This window comes from Paraburkholderia sp. FW306-02-B, assembly GCF_058782725.1.
Map to the genome: position 1 here is coordinate 313934 of NZ_JBYSXZ010000001.1, position 18416 is coordinate 332349.

Annotated in this window: 14 protein-coding genes; 5 read left to right on the forward strand and 9 right to left on the reverse strand. The window is 62.8% G+C overall.

Features of this window, described 5'->3' with window-relative positions; all coding sequences use genetic code 11:
- The first annotated feature begins 257 nt into the window (after nucleotides 1–257).
- On the forward strand, nucleotides 258–416 hold the full coding sequence (locus AC3WOG_RS01350) for a hypothetical protein (RefSeq protein WP_492576294.1): 159 nt from the start codon (nucleotides 258–260) through the stop codon (nucleotides 414–416).
- A gap of 56 nt (nucleotides 417–472) precedes the next feature.
- Here AC3WOG_RS01350 and AC3WOG_RS01355 read toward each other — a convergent pair whose 3' ends face one another.
- The 8 genes from AC3WOG_RS01355 to AC3WOG_RS01390 all read right to left on the reverse strand — a co-directional run bounded on the left by AC3WOG_RS01355 (nucleotide 473) and on the right by AC3WOG_RS01390 (nucleotide 9773).
- A complete protein-coding gene (locus AC3WOG_RS01355; protein ID WP_492576295.1) occupies nucleotides 473–1441 on the reverse strand; it encodes an ion channel in 969 nt (322 codons plus the stop codon).
- Nucleotides 1442–1636: 195 nt separating this feature from the next.
- Nucleotides 1637–1882 carry a hypothetical protein gene (locus AC3WOG_RS01360; RefSeq protein WP_492576296.1) on the reverse strand — a complete coding sequence of 82 codons (246 nt, stop codon included), beginning with the start codon at nucleotides 1880–1882 and terminating at the stop codon, nucleotides 1637–1639.
- A gap of 61 nt (nucleotides 1883–1943) precedes the next feature.
- Nucleotides 1944–2174, reverse strand: coding sequence for a hypothetical protein (locus AC3WOG_RS01365; RefSeq protein ID WP_492576297.1), 231 nt, complete (start codon nucleotides 2172–2174; stop codon nucleotides 1944–1946).
- Nucleotides 2175–3232: 1058 nt separating this feature from the next.
- Nucleotides 3233–4141, reverse strand: a complete 909-nt coding sequence (locus AC3WOG_RS01370) for a carbohydrate kinase family protein (RefSeq protein WP_492576298.1) — start codon at nucleotides 4139–4141, stop codon at nucleotides 3233–3235.
- Between the two features lie 5 nt (nucleotides 4142–4146).
- On the reverse strand, nucleotides 4147–5445 hold the full coding sequence (locus AC3WOG_RS01375) for an AGE family epimerase/isomerase (RefSeq protein ID WP_492576299.1): 1299 nt from the start codon (nucleotides 5443–5445) through the stop codon (nucleotides 4147–4149).
- Nucleotides 5442–6428, reverse strand: a complete 987-nt coding sequence (locus AC3WOG_RS01380) for a LacI family DNA-binding transcriptional regulator (RefSeq protein ID WP_492576300.1) — start codon at nucleotides 6426–6428, stop codon at nucleotides 5442–5444. The genes AC3WOG_RS01375 and AC3WOG_RS01380 overlap by 4 nt, the downstream gene beginning before the upstream one ends.
- A gap of 202 nt (nucleotides 6429–6630) precedes the next feature.
- Nucleotides 6631–8481, reverse strand: a complete 1851-nt coding sequence (locus AC3WOG_RS01385) for an EAL domain-containing protein (protein WP_492576301.1) — start codon at nucleotides 8479–8481, stop codon at nucleotides 6631–6633.
- 266 nt (nucleotides 8482–8747) lie between these two features.
- Nucleotides 8748–9773 carry a bile acid:sodium symporter family protein gene (locus tag AC3WOG_RS01390; RefSeq protein ID WP_492576302.1) on the reverse strand — a complete coding sequence of 342 codons (1026 nt, stop codon included), beginning with the start codon at nucleotides 9771–9773 and terminating at the stop codon, nucleotides 8748–8750.
- 559 nt (nucleotides 9774–10332) lie between these two features.
- On the opposite strand from AC3WOG_RS01390, the gene AC3WOG_RS01395 reads away from it, so the two are divergent.
- The 4 genes from AC3WOG_RS01395 (at nucleotide 10333) to icmF (ending at nucleotide 17247) form a co-directional block, all read left to right on the forward strand.
- Entirely contained in the window at nucleotides 10333–10854 is a 522-nt protein-coding gene (locus tag AC3WOG_RS01395; RefSeq protein ID WP_492576303.1) for a hypothetical protein, read from the forward strand.
- Nucleotides 10855–11497: 643 nt separating this feature from the next.
- Nucleotides 11498–12586 (forward strand): porin, encoded by a 1089-nt coding sequence (locus tag AC3WOG_RS01400; protein ID WP_492576304.1) that lies wholly within the window; start codon nucleotides 11498–11500, stop codon nucleotides 12584–12586.
- A 157-nt stretch (nucleotides 12587–12743) separates the two neighbouring features.
- A complete protein-coding gene (locus AC3WOG_RS01405; RefSeq protein WP_492576305.1) occupies nucleotides 12744–13676 on the forward strand; it encodes a LysR family transcriptional regulator in 933 nt (310 codons plus the stop codon).
- Between the two features lie 79 nt (nucleotides 13677–13755).
- Nucleotides 13756–17247 (forward strand): fused isobutyryl-CoA mutase/GTPase IcmF, encoded by a 3492-nt coding sequence (gene icmF / locus AC3WOG_RS01410; RefSeq protein ID WP_492576306.1) that lies wholly within the window; start codon nucleotides 13756–13758, stop codon nucleotides 17245–17247.
- Between the two features lie 77 nt (nucleotides 17248–17324).
- Here the strand turns inward: icmF and AC3WOG_RS01415 are convergent, their stop codons facing one another.
- Nucleotides 17325–18284, reverse strand: a complete 960-nt coding sequence (locus tag AC3WOG_RS01415; protein WP_492576307.1) for an NAD(P)H-dependent flavin oxidoreductase — start codon at nucleotides 18282–18284, stop codon at nucleotides 17325–17327.
- Nucleotides 18285–18416 lie beyond the last annotated feature (132 nt).

Here is an 18416-nt window from a genome sequence, read left to right on the forward strand (position 1 = left end):
TGCATCCGCGCGCGTGGTGGGGACCACAGAAGTGACGCAGCGAAAGAGACTCTATTTTTTAGCGCCGATTAGAGTAGATTTTTGCTAGTTTGATCGGCACACAGCGAATAGGCGCGAAGGCCCGCGCGATTTAATGAGGTTTTGAGAGGGATTTGCCATGCATCGGGTGGATTCGGGTATGCCCTGGTGCGTGACGCTCAGGGAAAAGTAGCCTGGGCGCAAGCGCCTGGTGGCCCTCATGACAGGCGGCAGGGAGAATGCTGTTTCACGTGACCGGTCCGGCTTCAGTAGCCCGTCCACACCGCCAGCGCCGGCGCGCGTCGTCGAACGCGGCGGCGGCCATCGAGGGGATTGGTAATCCGTCGAGCACCAGCACGCAGGTGGTGGGCGTCGTGGGGATTCGTCACAAGTTCTGATCGTGGGGCGGCAAGGCGCGCCTATACGATTCTCGCTGTCGAGCTGACTGCGACGTTTATGGCGCCGGCGCCTTCTCCATGACCGCGACGGGCGCCGAGTCGAGTGGCACGATCTCGTCGAAATGCGAGTAATCGATGTGACTCACGCCGTCTTCCTCGCGCATGATGTCTACGAAGCGGTAATGCCAGTAGATCTGATCGCAAGTCCACAGGTGGCGTGCCTGCATGGTCTGGGACGTCGATTCGTCGACCCCTTCGAGCGTGAGCAGCAGGGACGTGTCGCGGCCTTTGAGTGTTTCGGCGGTTTCGCCGAACAACGGACTGCTCTCGTCGATGACGTGCATCAGGCTCCAGCCCAGTTTGAACACCGGATGCTGATCGCGCACCAGGGTCAGGTCGTAGAGCTTGCGCAGCGTGTAGCCTTCGACGGTCGTTTCCTGTCGCATGATGCGCAGCCTTGCGCGTGCTTCGGCGATGACGTTCTGACGCGCGTTTGCGGCGCGCACCATCAGCGTCATGCGGCCTTCCAGCGGCCGCACGATCGCGTAGCGGGCAAACATGATCTTTGCATGCGGGCGCGAAAAGCGCGCGAAGATCAACCCTGTCGCCAACGCGATACAGGACATGCCGACAAAGATTTCCAGCGTCGCGATCCAGTGTGCGTAGACGGTTTGCGGATGCATGTCGCCGTAGCCGACTGTTGCGAGCGTTTCGACGCTGAAGAAGAATGCGCCGCCGAAACCTGCCGGAAACTGATTGGCGATCGACGCCGCGCCGAGCATGTAGAGCGTGGCGAACACGGTGTTGAGCAGCAGAAACAGCACAGCGAGCGACACGAAAAACGTCGGCCAGCGGACCACTAGTGCACGGTGATAGAGATCCTGCCAGAGCGGCGTCGGCATGCCGTGCGCGACGACCACGCGATCGTCCAGGCGCATCTCGCGGCTGCCGCGCGCGCGACGTCGTTGCGCGCGTGCTTCGGCGTCGCCGATGCCGGGAAAGCGGTCTGACGGTTCGGTAGCCATCACGTGCTCGGGGAGAGGAAAACGCGCAAAGCGTAGCACGACGATCGGTGCGCGGAAGGTGATTTTCGAGGTGCTGCGCGGATGGTGAAAGCGGCGCCTCTACGGCGATTCTGGCGAGCGCCGGGATGCTTGTCTGGCTGGTGCGCTTGCTTTCCGCGGAGCGCGATCGGCGCGCTTGCTTCGGCTCTTCCGGGTCTATGGAAATGCGCGTGGCTTTGGAACACCGGCGCCATGTTCTATATCGTCGACGGCTTGTTGGTGCGCTGCGGCGATTGCTTCGGCTTCGTCCGCATAGCCGTCGTCGCCGCCGACGGTCGTCCACGACTTGACGGCTTTTTCACGATGACGGATTTCGTATTCCGCGTCCCAGCGTGCGCCGTCCAGTTCAAGTGGGCGGACGTGAATCGAGTAGACGCCGTAGAGGAAGAGCTGTTCAGCCATGATCGCCTCCGGCCGGTTGGTTCAGGTATGGCGCAGTGTGATCGGCACGGCGCCGTGATGCCTAAAGTTCGATTTCACCGAGGATCCGGTGGGCGAGGGCTTTGGCTTCCTCGAGTGCTTCTTCTGGCGTCAATGAAGTGGCTTCGACCTGGTAGACGGTGGTTTCTGGGTCGGCGGTTTGGTCGCCTTCGTCGCGGGAGAGGGTTACCACGCCCTGGAATTCGTCGCTTTTTAGTTCGCGGACCGAGGCGGTGGCCGTGTAGATGCCCTTGGTGTAGGTCATGTCTTCCATTGGGGCTCTCCTTCCAGGGGGTTAGAGTTCATCGTAGCACGTGGTTTTGCTTTTTGCCTTTTGCCTTTTGCGGCGGCATTGTTGGTGTGCCTACGGTGTTGCCTTTCCTTGTTTTGTTGTTGGTTTATTAGCGTTCCCCCTGTGCGGGGGGGCACCTACTTTTCTTTGCCTGCCGCAAAGAAAAGTAGGCAAAAGAAAGCGGCTCAAACCGCTAGCTCTGAAGCGGGTCCCCTGGCCTGGAGGAGGCAGTGGAGCATCTGGAATCGGTGTTCTCGCGCACTCCGCGCTGGTGACAAGGCCGTCATCCTTCCGGCGGCGCTCCGCGCGCCGCAGCGGTGCTTCTCAAAACCGAGGGGGCGTGCACGCCTCCGGCATCATTCTTCCCGCCTCGCACTACGCGTTCGTCGGAACGGTCTGCAAGGGAAACCAGGGGCTTCGCTTGTGCGCGGTCGGTGCCATCTGCTTCGCCTCGGCGCGGCGCCGAGGTGTGCGAGTACGGGCCGCCACCGCGAGCGAGACGCTATCGTCTTCGCGGGGTATGGGGAACGCGAGGGCGAAACACTAGCGCCTAGGCGAGGCATTGGGGAAGAGAGTGCGAGCTACTGCGCCGAACCAGGCGCGGGCGCCAAAGCCGGTTGACGGTTTTATGAGGTACCGCTGCGCCAAAACGCCTGGTGGTTTGATGAAGTACCGCTGCGGCGCGCGAAGCGCCGCCGGAGGAATGACGGCCTTGTCACCCGCGCGGAGTGCGCGAGAACACCGATTCCAGATGTTCCACTGCCTCCTCCAAGCCAGGGGACCCGCTTAAGCATTAGCGGTGTAAAGCCGCTTTCTTTTGCCTACTTTTCTTTGCGGCGGCAAAGAAAGTAAGTGCCTGCCCCGCACAGGGGCGAAGCTAATAGACCACTAACAAATCAAGGAAAGGCCAACACCGCAGGCGTACAACCCAAAGCGCCGAGCAGGCAAACAGCACAGGGGGAACGCAAATAAACCAATAAAGAAAGAAAGGCCACCGCCGCAGGCACACAGAAAAATGCCGCCGCCAAAGGCAAAAAAAACTACAACAGAGCTACAACCTCATCTAAAGAAGGCGCATGCGCCCCAGCATGCCTACACGCCGCCGCGCCAGCGGCCAAAGAAAAAGCCAGATGCTCTGACCAGGACCTCTGCGGAGCAGTCATCAAGCTAAACAGCAAACCGCCAATAGAAGCATCTCCAGCTCCAACAGTATCGACAACCTCAACCCGAGGCGGCCGAGCCTCAATCACCCTGGCGCCATCGATCAACATTGCCGTCTCCGGCCCACGCGTCACGAGCACCGTGGCAGAAGGATTCATCTCCCGCAATTGCGCCAACGCGCCCGCCTCGTCGGCGGACTTGAACAGCAATCGCAAATCCTCATCCGATACCTTGATCAAATCAGCCAGCGCAGCCATCTTCCGCAAAGTCGGCTCATACCCATGCTCCATCAGGTTCCGATAATTCGGATCAAAACTGATCTTCACACCACGCGAGCGCAACTCGGCCGCCAACCCGGCAAGCGTATCGCCAAGCGGCTGCCGTACGAGACTAATGCAACCAAAATGCGCCCACTTCACCTGCTCCATCCAGCCAGCCGGCAAGCGCGCTGGATCGAACGCGAGATCGGCGCCGTTCTCGCCCATGAAGAAATACGCAGGCGGATGCGTCTGATGAACGATCGCCAGTAGCGGTGGGTGCTCCACGCGCTGCATGAAGCGCATGTCGAGACCCGCGGCGACGCTCGCGTTCCAGAGGTCGTCGGAGAAGTTGTCGACGCCCAGTGAACCGGCGCAAGCCGTCGGTAATCCGAGCCGCGCCACGCAACGCGCGACATTCCAGCCGGCGCCGCCAGGACGAGACAGCCATTGCGATGCGCCAGTCCGCACGAGATCGGTGAGGATGTCGCCGGCAGAAACGAAGAAGGGAAAATCGGTGTTCGTGCTCATTTTGTTTACTCCGCGGATTCAGGCGTCCCGGCCTCGCCGGAAGGCAGCGCGTGCGCCAGCACTTCGTAGCACGCGCCCATCGTGTGATAGTCGGTCTTGCCGGCAGGACTCTTTTCGTCGCTGTACTTGCGGTTATCGCAGGTGAGGATGCGATACCACGCACCATACTTGTGATCGACGAAATGCGCCCAGCTGTAGCGCCAGATCTCGTCGTACCAGTCCCAGAAGCGTTCGTTGCCCGTGCGCTTGCCGAGCAGCGCAGCAGTCGCGAACGTTTCAGCCTGCACCCAGAAATACTTGTCGTGATCGCAAACGGTGCCGTCCGGGCCGAAGCCGTAATAGAGGCCGCCGTGGTCTTCGTCCCACGCATGCATCATGGCGGCGTCGAATAGCTCGATGGCGCGGGGCAGCAGCCACGGCAGCGGACGATACCGCTCGAGAATCAGCAGCAGCTTCGCCCACTCGGTCTGATGCCCCGGCTGAAAACCCCACGGACGGAAAATGTTCGAGCTGTCTTCTTCGTTGTAATGCCAGTCGATCGACCAGTCCGCGTGAAAGTGCTCCCACACCAGCCCCTGCGATAGCTTCGCCTGACGCAGCGTGATGTTCGACGCCACCCGTTCCGCCCGATCCAGATAGACGAGGTGGCCGGTCGCTTCGTGCGCGGCGAGCAGCGCCTCGGTCGTGTGCATGTTCGCGTTCTGGCCGCGGTACGAACTGACGCGCCAGTCGGGCGTCGCTTCGTCGGCGTAGAGGCCCGCAGCGGCGTCCCAGAAGCGGTGTTCCATCAACTCGAAGGTTGCGCCGATCATCGGCCTGGCTTCTTCGATGCCGGCCAGCGCCGCATGCGAATACGCGAGCAACACGAACGCGAGGCCGTAGCAGTGACGCGTCGCGTCGAGCGTGCGCTTCTTGCCGTCGCGCCATTCGAGCTCCCAGTCGTAGCCTTCGTGCTCGGCGTCCCAGTGCGCTTCGCGCAGAAAACGCAAACCGTGGCGCGCGTACTCGAGATGCCGCGGGTCGCCGAACTGGCGATACGCCATCGCGTAGTTGAAGACGTAGCGGCAACTGCTCACCAGATGGCGCGTGGTCTTGTCGTAGACCGAACCGTTGTCGCGGAAAAAATGGCAGAAGCCGCCGCTTGGATCGAGCACGTTCGGTGCGTAAAAGCTCAGCGTGTCCTGCACATGCGAGAGCAGAAAATCGCGGCTGCGGAAGTTGTCGACGGAGGGCGCGGCAGCGGGAACGGCATTCGCATTGGCCGCGCCGTTTGCTGCGGAGTGAAGCGGATCGGATTGCATCATGGCTGTCTCACCAAAGTACTGGCACGGGCAATGAGATGGACGGGCAAGCGGACTTCCAGTTTGGCGGGTGCGTCTTCAAGCAGCAGTTCGACACCGCGCCGGCCGAGCGCTTCCTTGTCGACCGAAATGGTCGACAGCGGCGGCGTGGCGTGGGCGGCGGCGGGAATGTCGTCGAAGCCGATGATCGCGATGTCCTCGGGCACGCGCAGGCCGCGCGCGAGGCACGCGCGCAGCGCGGCGAGCGCTGCGGCGTCGTTATAGGCAAACACGGCGTCGGGTCGTGCGCCGGGTGCGTCGAGCAATTGGTGCATCGCGCGCGCGGCGCCGCTGTCGGGATCGAGGCCGGCGTCGATGGTCACTTCCAGCGACGGGTCGAACAGCAAACCCGCCTCGAAAAACGCGCGCCGGTAACCGAGCGCGCGCTGTGCAATGCTGAAGTGCGCGAGCGACCCGCCGATGAACGCGACACGCGTGCGTTTCTGTTCGAACAGATGGCGCATGGCGAGCGTGGCGCCCGCGGCGTTCTCCAGATTCACCGAGCGCAAACCGGGCGCCCACAGGTCGATCAGCACGAGCGGGCGCTGCATCGCAACCAGCATGGTCAGCGTTTCGGGTTCGACGAAACCGGCGATCGCCACCGCATCCGGCGCGTGCAGGCGCATCTGCTGGATCACGTCTTCAGTCGGGCCGGCCGTCAGTACGGAAGGGACGATGCCGCGTTCACGGCACGCGTCTTCGACGCCGTGCAGCACGTGCGAAAAGAACGGACTGACCGCGAAGTTGTTGTGCTGCCGATGCAGCAGGAAAGTGAGGCGGCGGATGCGCGGGCGCAACTGGGCGGCGTCATAGCCGAGTTGCCGCGCGGCTTCGACGACGCGCACGCGAGTGGCCTCGGAGAGGCCCGGCTGGTTCTTCAGTGCGCGTGAGACGGTGCCGATCGACACGCTCGCCGCCCGGGCGACGTCGCGGATGGTGGTTGCCATCGAATGAAGCGGCCGCAACGGAGGGCGACCGTACGGTGTTTAGGTTCGGGCGATTGTATAGTAAAACCGGCCTGAAACAGCCCCGGAAATACGCGATCGATACCGGGAAATACCCGTATATATGGGTATTTCCATAAATATTGTGTTTAGTAAAAATTGCTAAACAACACCCGTTTTGCGCGGCTCGGCAAAGCCTGCGGGCTTAGTCGAAAGCGGCGTGCGCGACCTCCGTTTGTCCGCGCAGCAGCGCGACGCTCTCGCTTGCATCGATCAGCACGAAACCGCTCGTCTCGTGCTTGGCGCGCCGCTTCGCCACCGCCGCCACGGAAGCAATCTCCTCGCTGCTATAAAACGACGGGCCGCCGTCCGACTCGACGCGCACGCAGCCGATCGCCATCGTCACGAAGCCGAAGAAGGTCGGATTGCCGCGGCGGTCTTCCCCGTGGATGCCGCCGGCCAGCCGGTCGGCCGGTGCGTAGAAACGCTGCGCGCCTTCGTTGAACACGTGAATCGCGCGCAGCACCCGCTCCTTCCAGTCGTCGCTCTGGAACAGGATCAGGAAATCGTCGCCGCCCACGTGGCCGAGAAAGTCGCGGGTCGGGTCGCAGACGTCGGCAAGCACGGCGGCGGCGAACTTCAGCACTTCGTCGCCTTGCCAGTAGCCGTACTGATCATTGAACGGCTTGAAGTGGTTCAGATCGACGTAGCACGCGTAGAAGCCGGCGTCATTGCCGAGCAGGCGCGCGATGTGCGAGCTGATCGGGATGTTGCCCGGCAGAAAGGTCAGCGGGTTCGCGTAGCGCGCGGCTTCGAGGCGCACCTCGGTCACCGCGCGCACGAGGTTCTCGCCGGTGCCGAGGCCGACGTATTTGCCGTTGTCGGTGATGACGAAGCCGTCGGCAAGATAGCGCTGGTCGTCGCTGGCGAGGAGTTGGGCCATCTGCTCGACGGTCATCGATTTCTCGATGATCACCGGCGACGCGTTCGCAAACAGCAGGCACGGGCGCTTGCCGAACAGCTCGCGGTGGTATGGCAGCGCGTAGCGGTCCATGAAGCTGCGCCGGTTGATCAGCGCGACCGGTTCGTCGTGCTCGACCACCGCCACCGCGTGCAGATCGGGCAGGCGATTGAACAGTTCGAGCACGTCGTTGTTGATGGCCCCGCGCGGTAGCGCGGGCGCATGCACCAGCATTTTCGCCGACGCCATGCCGCCCGACGGCGACGCGCTGCTGACCGTACGCGTGGTTTCGGGAAACACGGCGATGTGACCGGCGCGCAGCGCGTCGCGGGCGTCGTCGGTGACACCGCGGGCCGGTTGCGCGTTGGGCCGGCCGAAGAAATAGCCTTGCCCGCAACCGATCCCCATGTCGCGCACCACGATCAGGTCCGCTTCGTTCTCGATACCCTCGGCGACCAGCCGCGCGCCGCTCGCGCTGGCGAAGTGCTGCATCGCGCGCACGGCTTCGAACTTGAGCGGATCGCAGGCGATGTCGTGGATGAAGAAACGGTCGATCTTCACGACATCCGGTTGCAGCCGTACCCACAGATTCATGCTGGCGTTCGCGGTGCCGTAATCGTCGAGCGCGAATTGCGCGCCGGCCGTGCGCAGCGCCGTAATTACCGGCAAGAAGCTGCCGACGTCCGGAATCGAGCTTTGCTCGGTCAGCTCGATCACGATCCGTTGCGGATCGACGCCGCAATGGCTCAGCAGCGCCAGCGTGTCGTCGCGCGCATCGGCTAGCTGGCGGATCGCGTCCGCGCTGAAATTGAGGAACAGCTTGCCTTCGCACTCCAACTGCATGAACGCTCTAATGCAGGTGCGCGCGGCCGCGCGTTCGAGTTCGATCCCGCAGCCCTCGGCCAGCGCCTGCGAAAACAGGGCGAACGGCGTTTCGAGGGACGTGCCGGCCGGTCCGCGGATCAGGCCTTCGTAGCCGAGGATCGCGCCGTCGTCGAAATCGACGATCGGCTGGAACACGGCGGACAGCTCGCGCCGGGCAATCAATTCCTCGATACGCGGCGCAGCGGATCGGGAGGGCGAGCGAAGTTGCATGGCAGTTAGGCGTAGCGATCGACCTTCGGCTTATCGGCCCACGCTGCTTGAGATTAAGTGAACTTTTGATGAAGCGTTGCACTGGAACGGTGCATCTCGGGCCCCGGTGACTTTGCGGCCGCCAGGAATCCGCCTATGCCATCCGGCCGAGGCGACACCGGCGGCGTTTCCGCGTGAAATAACAAAAAAGCCGCACGAGGGCGGCTTTCTTCAAATAACGCTCAGGGAGGGCGCTTATGAATGTCCTGTTTGCATTGCGCGCGTATTCAACGGCGGGCAACGGCGGCAGCGGGCCGCTCGCGCGAGGTGGCGCGGGTTTCGCCGCTGGTGTCGCGAGCCCCCCAGCGCTGCGCGAGCGCGGCGCACACCATCAGCTGGATCTGGTGGAACAGCATCAGCGGCAAGACCACGGCGCCCACCGCATGCGAGGCGAAAATGACCTTGGCCATCGGCACGCCGGCGGCGAGGCTTTTCTTCGAGCCGCAGAAGATGATCGTAATCTGATCCGCGCGGTTGAAACCGAGCCGCTTGCTGACGAGCATCGTCACGGCCAGCGCCAGTGCGAGCAGCACCACGTTGATAAGCAACAGGCCACCGAGGGCGGACAGCGGAATCTGGTGCCACAGGCCCTCGTTGACGGCCTCGCTGAACGCGCCGTACACCACCAGCAGGATCGAGCCCTGGTCGACAAACTTCAGCACGCCGCGATTGTGCTCGATCCACTTGCCGATCAACGGGCGCAACAACTGGCCGGCCACGAACGGCACCAGCAGTTGCAGCACGATGTTGCCCACCGTATGCCACGGCGAACTGCCGCCCGCCGCCTGATTGGTGACGACGAGGCTGACGAGTGCGGGGGTGACGAAAATGCCCAGCAGGCTCGACGCCGACGCGCTGCAGACGGCGGCCGGCACATTGCCTTTAGCAATGGACGTGAACGCGATGGACGACTGAACCGTCGACGGCAGCGTGCAGAGGAAGAGGATCCCCGCATAGAGCGCCGGCGTGACAAGTGGCGAAAGGAGCGGTTTAAGCGCGAGGCCGAGCAGCGGAAACAACGCGAACGTGCTGAGCAGCACGACAAGATGCAGCCGCCAGTGCGTCGCGCCGGCAATGATCGCTTCGCGTGACAGTTTGGCGCCGTGCAGGAAAAACAGCAGGCCGACCGCAATGTTCGTCACCCAGTTGAACCCGACGGCGGCCTGCCCGTGCACCGGCAGCAGGCTGGCAAGGATCACGGTGCCCACGAGGCACAAGGTGAAATTGTCGGGAAGCAGTTTCGGGCGAGCCATTGTCGAAATCTCGATTCGGTGATGCGGAAAGAGCAAAGGACGCGAGCGAAGGCTGCGTCGCAGGCTATGGGAAACGACTATTGTTGTTGAAAAGCGATTGAAAATGCAAATTCATTTGCCGAATCGATTAATGAGCATCGCGCATCAAAGCGCTGTGCGGCGCATTGAAGCACTGCCCGCTGTTCCGTTTCAGTATTGGCGACAGCGCGTGATTGGTCCACTGTCGTGTTGACAATCCGGTGGGAAATTGCGCTGCCATTCGTCGTACGTCGAGACGCTCGCGATGTCTCGTTAAAGCCGCTCCGGCAAGCTGTTTCAGCGCTTACGCGCAAGGGCACTGTCGCGTAAAAGCGTCGCAGTAACAAGGTGTTACAACAGCGGTGGAGGCCTAACACTTTTTGGCTCGACACCCTTTAGCCATGCCCATAAATTACTGCTCAAAGGCCATAGGGATGTCCCGCGCCGCGACAGATCCGCGACGCTGGAGCCAATCCTGGAACAAGTCCGTCGCAGCTCGAACGGTGGGCTTCAGGCAAGTCTTCGGGCAGGTGAGTCACTGGTGGACGGGTTGTCGAGAACGAGGCTCTGGGCGTTGGGTGCGGTTATCGCCGCGCTGTGCTCGTTCGTCTATGCAAAAGTGCCGGGCACTTCGCACGCTGCCGTGGACCATGCAACGCGGGGCGATGCTCGCAACGCGGGCCGTGATTACGGCGTCGCCAGCGTCAGTGTGTCCCGCAACAACCTGGCCGACCGCAACGCGCGCTTGCCGCACGGCGGTGCGAGCCTCAATGGCGGCAACTACGCCAACGGCTTTGGCGGCTACAACCCGGCAATGCCGCGTGTAGCCGGACCCGCCGGATATCGCGGCGATCGCCGCGGCGGCCTCCAGTACGCCGGTGCGATTACTCCAGTCAGCGCCGAATCACGCCCGGTGCCGCGTCCGCCGGCCAATGCGCCGGTTCGCGCCGGCTCGATTCGCGCCGACGTCGCCCGCTACAACGAAGAGCGCGGCTCGTCGCGCGCAATGCCGCGTCAAGCGGATGATCCGCGTCAGCCAGAAGGCTCTCCTTACCGTAATTAGGCACCGCGCCGAAAACGCGATCGTCGCCGGTTAGCGCTTTGAAGCGCTCGTCAGCGCAACATGCGCAACCGCTTCTTTCATCCCTCTGCAGTCCTCCTCGCCGCATTAACCTGATGCGGATAAGCCTCGCTCCAAATCGCGGCTGAAATCCGCTGCCACCTTCCTTCAGATCAGATATTCCGGCTTTCAAACCGATTTGCCGCGTCTTTCTGCTCTGCCGCCGTCCAAAAAGCCTCTGTCAAGGTGACGTGTAGACGCCACACTTTTTTGAAAACGCTCGGCGGCAAAGGGTCTCCCGTCGTCAAATTTGATCGTTTCTGCAGCGGCGCGTCATCCGCATGACATCTCGGCCGTTATCACCCGGTCGGGCGCAATGTCAGCACCGCTTTGCGCTGCGCCGTGCGGCATGCGGCGACGCGGTTATGACGTGTGCGGCCAAGGCTTTATCAGGCCGATAAGCGACAAAACTAATCAGATCGCTATACCCGCAATAACCAGAGATATTTTTGTTCATAAAAATGGTCCGCAAAGATGGTCCCGCCCAGATTGGCTCGACGATCGAACGGACGACAACACAACAATGGTTCGCGCGAGCTACCCCTTTCGCACAGCCTCACCCTTTTCGACAAAGACAGGAGAATCCATGAAAACAAGCATCAGCCGCGTGCTGAAGACCACCCTTAAGGCAACCGCGTGTGCCGCCCTGCTGGCCAGTGCATCGTCGGCTTTTGCGCAATCGAGCGTACAACTCTACGGTCAGGTCGACGAATGGGTCGGCGCGCAGAAATTCCCGGCCGGTAAGACTGCGGTGCAGGTGTCCGGCGGCGGGATGTCCACGTCCTACTGGGGCTTGAAGGGGGCTGAGGATCTGGGCGGCGGCTACAAGGCCATCTTCACGTTGGAAGGCTTCTTCCGTGCACAGAACGGCGCGTACGGCCGCTTCACCGGCGACACGATGTTCTCGCGTAATGCGTACGTCGGTATCGAATCGCCGTACGGCACGGTGACCGCCGGCCGTCTGACGACGCCGCTGTTCGTGTCGACGATCCTGTTCAACCCGTTCATCGACTCGTACGTGTTCTCGCCGATGGTGTATCACGTGTACCTCGGCCTCGGCACGTTCCCGACCTACTCGACCGATCAGGGCGTGACGGGCGATTCGGGCTGGAATAACGCGGTGTCGTACTCGTCGCCGAACTTCAACGGCCTCTCCGCGACGGCGATGTACGCACTCGGCAACACCGCGGGTCAGAACGCCTCGAAGAAGTGGAGCGGCCAGGTGCTGTACTTCCACGGCCCGTTCGCGGCGACCGCGGTGTATCAGTACGTGAACTTCAACAACGCCCCGGGCGACCTCGGCAGCGCTGGTGCATCGGGCATTCCCGGCCTGAAGAGCCAGAGCGTCGCGCAGGTCGGCATGTCGTACGATCTGAAGTATGTGAAGTTCTTCGGCCAGTACATGTACACGTATAACGACCAAACCATCACGAGCTGGCACGTGAACACGGCGCAAGGCGGCGTGTCAGTGCCGGCTGGCCCGGGCACGGTGATGGCGTCCTACGCGTATTCGCGCGACGGCGGCGGTTTCGACCAGACCCGTCAGACGGCTGCAATCGGCTACGACTATCCGCTGTCCAAGCGCACGGACCTCTACGCGGCTTATATGTACGACAAGATCAGCAACCAGTCGAGCGGCAACACGTACGGCGTCGGGATGCGCGCGAAGTTCTAGGCACGGCTCCACGCTTGACGCGTATTCGCAAAACCCCGCCTTCCGTCAGGAAGGCGGGGTTTGTCGTTTCTGGGACGCTTCACATGCCGATTTGCCGACCAACCTTTGATAAACCCGGCAAAATGACGTCGATTGATTCCTGAAGCGAGCGATTGAGATGGATACCCTCGTCAGCATGAAAGTGTTCCGGCATGTGGTCGAAGTCGGCAGTTTTGTCGGTGCGGCCGACCGGATGGAGATGTCGGCGGCGATGGCGAGCAAGCACGTGATGCACCTCGAACAGCAACTCGGCGCGCGTTTGCTGAACCGCACCACGCGGCGCGTCGCGCCTACCGAGGCGGGCCGCGAATACTACGAGCGACTCTCCCAGGTGCTGACCGAACTCGAAGAAGCCGAGCAGGTGGTCGGCGCGGCGAGCGTCGTGCCGCAAGGGCGTCTGCGGGTGTCGTCGTTGTCGGCGTTCGGCTTGAGCCACGTGATGGCCGCGGTGGCCGACTACGCCGCGCAGCATCCGCAGGTCACCGTCGACATTACGCTGTCCGACCGCGTGGTCGAACTGATCGACGAAGGCTTCGACGTCGCGATCCGGGCCTCGCCAAGCGGCCTCAAATCGTCGTCGTTGATCGCGCGGCAGATTGCGACGGCCCACCTGGTGCTGTGCGCGTCGCCTGCTTATCTGCGCCGGCACGGCACGCCGAAGACGGTCGCCGACCTGGCGCGCCACAACTATCTGCAATACGCGGGCGTATCGGCCCTCGAAATCGCCACCGGCGACGCCACGCCTCGGGTGCGCCTGTCCGGCAACCTGATCGTCAACCACCTGGAAGCGCAACGCGTGATCGTGCTGCAAGGCGCGGGTATCGCGCTGCTCGGCACCGAGGTAATCGGCGACGATCTCGCGGCCGGCCGCCTCGTGCCGCTGCTGGTCGACGAAGTGCCGCCGCGCGAGTTGCCGATCCATGTGGTGTACGCGAGCCGCCGGCATCTGTCGGCCAAGGTGCGCTCGTTTGTCGATTTTCTGGCCGGGCGTTTCGCGAACGAAGCGCTGTGGCCGTCGCTCGAACAGATCAAGGCGCTGGCGGTGCGCTAGACCCGCCAGGATGGCCGAGGCGCTGCAAGCCGTTTCGCTATACTGGTTGCACCCATACGCGTAACGATCTGGGGGAGACATGACCGATCTGTCCACGCCGCAGCGCGCCGGCAGCCACAAGCTGCCCGCGGGCCGGCGCCTGCGTTTCGTCACCGCCGCAGCCTTGTTCGACGGCCACGACGCGTCGATCAACATCATGCGGCGCATCCTGCAAGCGAGCGGCGTGGAGGTGATTCACCTCGGCCACAACCGCTCGGTCGATGAAGTCGCCACCGCCGCGCTGCACGAAGACGCCGACGGCGTCGCCGTGTCCAGCTACCAGGGCGGCCATAACGAATACTTCCGCTATCTGGTCGACCTGCTGCGCGCGCGTGGCGGCGAGCGTATCAAGGTGTTCGGCGGCGGCGGGGGCGTGATCGTCCCCGACGAAATCGCCGAGCTCGAACATTACGGCGTCGAGAAGATCTATTCGCCGCACGACGGCCAGCGGCTCGGCCTGCAAGGCATGATCGACGACATGATCGCGCGCTGTGCGCAGGCCGCGCGCCATGGTACAGCCACGCGGCAGAGCCCGGTAAGCGAATGGGTGGCCGATCTGTCGGCGGGTGGCCTGCCGCGCTTCGATCCACGCGTCGAGACGCGTGCCGGCGATCACGCCGGCGTGCGTGATCCTTCCGGCAAAGCATACAAAACGGGCGGGGCGGCCCATGCCGACCAGACCGTGCACGCCGTCGAAAACCCGGACCCTGCGTCGTTCACATTCCGCCGCCTCGCGCAACTGATCAGCGCGTTCGAAGCCGGCCGCATCAACTCCGCCGACCGGGAAGCGCTGGCGTATCTCGCGGAGTCGGTCGAGGTGCCGGTACTGGGCATTACCGGCACCGGTGGGGCCGGCAAATCCTCGCTGACCGACGAACTGATTCGCCGTTTCCGCCTCGACTACGGCGACGTCCTCACGATTGCCGTACTCGCGATCGATCCGTCGCGCCGCAAGTCCGGCGGCGCGTTGCTCGGCGACCGCATCCGCATGAACGCAATCGGCGACTGGGGCGGCGGCCCGCGCGTGTTCATGCGCTCGATGGCGACGCGCGAAGCATCGAGCGAAATCTCCGACGCGCTGCCCGACGCGCTGATGTTATGCAAAGCGGCGGGCTTCGACCTGATCATCGTCGAGACATCCGGAATCGGCCAGGGCAACGCGGCGATCGTGCCGTTCGTCGACGAATCGCTATACGTGATGACGCCTGAGTTCGGCGCGGCGAGCCAGTTGGAGAAGATCGACATGCTTGATTTCGCCAACTTTGTTGCGATCAACAAGTTCGATCGCAAAGGCGCGCCGGATGCGTTGCGCGACGTCGCGAAGCAGGTGCAGCGCAATCGCGGCGAGTTCACCAAGGCGCCGGATGCAATGCCGGTGTTCGGCACCATCGCCTCGCGCTTTAACGACGACGGCGTGACCGCGTTGTATCAGCACGTTGCCAAGGCATTACGCGCGCATGGTTTGCGCGTCGGCGGCGGCCGTCTGCCGACGCGCGAAGACGTACGCTTTTCGAGTGGGCGCAACGCGATCGTGCCGCCGGCGCGTGTGCGCTATCTGGCGGATGTTGCGCAGACAGTTCACGCTTATCGCAATCGAGCCGACGCGCAAGCGCGCGTGGCGCGCGAACGCTGGCAGCTCACCGAAGCGCGCCGGATGCTCAGCGAAGCGAACACAAATACAGAAGCAGATGCAGAAGCAGCGAACCAAACCCAGGCCCAACTGGACAAGCTAATCGACCAGCACACCGCCGAGCTCGGCGAGCGCGAACGCAAGCTGCTGGAAGCATGGCCGCAAACCGTGGCGGCTTATTCCGGCGACGAACACATCGTCCGGATTCGCGACCGCGAAATTCACACCGCCCTCACCGTCACGACGCTGTCAGGCTCGGCGGTCCGCAAAGTCTCGCTGCCCAAGTTTGTCGACCACGGTGAAATCCTGCGCTGGCTGATGCTCGACAATCTGCCCGGCTACTTTCCGTTCACCGCGGGCGTGTTTCCGTTCCGCCGCGAGAACGAAGATCCGACTCGCATGTTCGCCGGCGAAGGCGATCCGTTCCGCACCAACCGGCGTTTCAAACTGCTCTCCGAAGGGATGCCGGCCAAACGTCTTTCGACGGCCTTCGATTCTGTCACGCTATACGGCGAAGAGCCGCACGAGCGGCCGGACATCTACGGCAAGGTGGGCAATTCGGGCGTCTCCGTCGCGACCCTCGACGACATGAAAGCGCTCTACGACGGCTTCGATCTGTGCGCGCCGGAAACCTCCGTCTCGATGACGATCAACGGACCCGCGCCGACGATCCTCGCGATGTTCTTCAACGTCGCGATCGATCAGCAGATCGCGCGTTTAAACGAAAGGCTGCAACAGCAAGGACGCAAGCCCACCGGCGAAGCGCTCGCCACCGCCCGCCGCCACGCGCTGGAAAACGTGCGCGGCACCGTACAGGCGGACATCCTGAAGGAAGACCAAGGCCAGAACACCTGCATCTTCTCGACCGAGTTCAGCCTGAAAGTGATGGGCGATATTCAGGCGTACTTCGTCGAGCACCACGTGCGCAATTTCTATTCGGTGTCGATCTCGGGCTATCACATCGCCGAAGCCGGCGCGAACCCGATCTCGCAACTCGCGTACACGCTGGCGAACGGCTTCACATACGTCGAGGCGTATCTCGCGCGCGGCATGTCGATCGACGATTTTGCACCGAACCTGTCATTCTTCTTTTCGAACGGCATGGACCCGGAATACTCGGTACTCGGCCGTGTCGCGCGACGCATCTGGGCTATCGCGATGCGCGAACGTTACGGCGCGAACGAACGCAGCCAGAAGCTCAAGTATCACGTGCAAACCTCAGGGCGCAGCCTGCATGCGCAGGAAATCGACTTCAACGATATCCGCACCACACTGCAGGCGCTGATCGCGATCTACGACAACTGCAACTCGCTGCACACCAACGCCTTCGACGAGGCGATCACTACGCCCACCGAAGAATCGGTGCGTCGCGCGGTCGCGATCCAGCTGATCATCAACCGCGAATGGGGGCTGGCGAAGAACCAGAACCCCAATCAGGGCAGCTTTGTGATCGAGGAACTGACCGATCTGGTCGAAGAAGCGGTGCTGGCGGAGTTCGACCGTCTCACCGAACGCGGCGGCGTGCTCGGCGCGATGGAAACCGGCTACCAGCGTGGGCGCATTCAGGACGAGTCGATGCTGTACGAGCATCGCAAGCACGACGGCTCGTATCCGATTGTCGGCGTGAATACGTTCTTGAGTTCGCATCCGCATGAAGCGCCGCAGCCGATCGCGCTCGCCCGTTCCACTGACGACGAAAAGCAGAGCCAGTTGAAACGCCTGCGCGATTTCCAGGAACGGCATCGCGATGAGACACCCGCGGCGCTTGAACGCCTCAAGCGCGCGGTGATTGCTGACGAGAACGTGTTCGCGGTGCTGATGGACGTCGTGCGCGTTTGCTCGCTCGGGCAAATCACGCACGCGTTGTTTGAAGTGGGCGGACAGTACCGTCGCAATATGTGAAGCCTGCGCTTGCTATGGCTCTGCTTGAAGCGGAGCCACAGCAACGCCGTCACCAGGTCATGGGACGGGAAAGCGCCTTAGCGCGCAATCCCCAGCCGCGCCTTCGCGTCGTTATATTCCTTCGACAGACGCTCGACCAGTTCGCCGACGCTCGGCACGTCGTCCATCAAGCCGACGCCCTGGCCCGCGCCCCAGATGTCCTTCCACGCCTTCGCCTTGTCGCCGCCGAAGTTCATCGCGGACTTGTCCGATTCCGGCAGCGCGTCCGGGTCCAGGCCCGCATTGACGATGCTTTCGCGGATGTAGTTGCCGTGCACGCCGGTAAACAGGTTCGTATAGATGATGTCCGACGCTGTGGAGTTGACGATCGCCTGCTTGTAGCTGTCTACTGCGTGCGCCTCTTTGGTCGCGATGAAGCGCGTGCCCATGTACGCGAGGTCCGCGCCCATCGCCTGCGCGGCGAGAATCGAACCGCCGTTGGCGATCGAGCCCGACAGCACGATCGGGCCGTCGAAGATGCGCCGCACTTCGCCGACCAGCGCGAACGGCGAGGTCGTGCCCGCATGGCCGCCGGCGCCCGACGCCACCAGGATCAAGCCGTCGACGCCCGCTTCCAGCGCCTTCTGTGCATGGCGCAGATTGATCACGTCGTGCAACACGATGCCGCCGTAGCTATGCACCGCGTCGACGATCTCGCGTGCTGGCGCACGCAGGCTGGTGATGAAGATCGGCACCTTGTGTTCGACGCACACGCGCACGTCGTGCTCGAGCCGGGAATTCGACTGATGGACGATCTGATTTACGGCGATCGGCCCGATGATCGCATCGGGGTGGGCCGCCTTGTGCTCGGCGAGCGACGCCTGAATCTGCGTCAGCCATTCGTCGAGCAATTCGGCCGGGCGCGCATTGAGCGCCGGGAATGAGCCGACGATACCGGCCTTACATTGAGCCAACACGAGTTCGGGATAGCTGACGATGAACATCGGCGAGGCGACAATGGGCAGCGCGAGTTTTTGCAGGACGGCGGGCAATGCCATGGTGCGAGTCTCCTGATAAGCGGACCGGTGCGTCGTTGAGCGCCCGGCGATGCATTGAGTTTAGCGGCACATGGCGCGCGCCGCGCTGAAGCGGGCTAGCGTCGCGCTGTCATCACAGCGTCGCCGCGCATC